The 715-nt window shown below is 38.2% G+C and carries 1 pseudogene; it reads right to left on the reverse strand.

Going from position 1 to position 715, the window contains the following annotated elements:
* Nucleotides 1-68: 68 nt before the first annotated feature.
* Nucleotides 69-479 (reverse strand): annotated as a pseudogene (locus ETC02_RS16800) (zinc ribbon domain-containing protein); the annotation flags it as partial.
* Between the last annotated feature and the right edge of the window lie 236 nt (nucleotides 480-715).

Raw genomic sequence — 715 nt, forward strand, 5'->3', positions numbered from 1 at the left:
GTGAACTACCCCCACTTAATTTTCTAGCGAAAATTTGAAGTGGGGGCTTCCAAAGAAGTTTGACTGCTTCAAGCAATCCTTATTCTTTGAGGCGTGTCCACTTCGCCGCTAGAGCATAAGACACTCAGGTCTACAGCTTTACTTTTCTTTAAGATGTTTAATGCGCCATTGACATCAGCATTAATTAGTTTGCCAGACTTTGTTCGATACAAGCCGCGCTTAATACGTTTGCCGCTGAACTTATATTCTTTTGGATTGTCGGCATTATATTCAGGAATCTCATCGCCGTCAAAAAAGCTGGCTTGAGACGTATAGGATTCTTCCTGTTTCAAGAATTCAATGCCGTAAAATTCACAAAGATATTCTAGTTTTTCTTTTATGTTACCGAGAGGAATATTGACAAAGTTTTGATTTGTCTTTTTTCCTAGATTCATATTGCGTTGCCATGTTTCCGCATAGCCAATGACAAGTTTGCCAATTTACAATCCGACGTTGTACATGTTCTTGGCAATATGGCACAGTTCTCGAAGAGTCAAGTATTCTTCTTTGGTCAAACCATTTAGCTGTTGTTTGATACAAAAATACATTTTTTCACCTCCCATCTAACTATATTATACTATATTTTACTGAATCTATCCTATTTTCAGCAAAATATAGTTAAGGCGATTCATCTCCCACTTACTCCGCTTCGCTTCGTTGAAGTGGGAGTCTTCTC

Source organism: Geobacillus sp. DSP4a (assembly GCF_013096875.1).
GTDB lineage: Bacteria > Bacillota > Bacilli > Bacillales > Anoxybacillaceae > Geobacillus > Geobacillus thermophilus.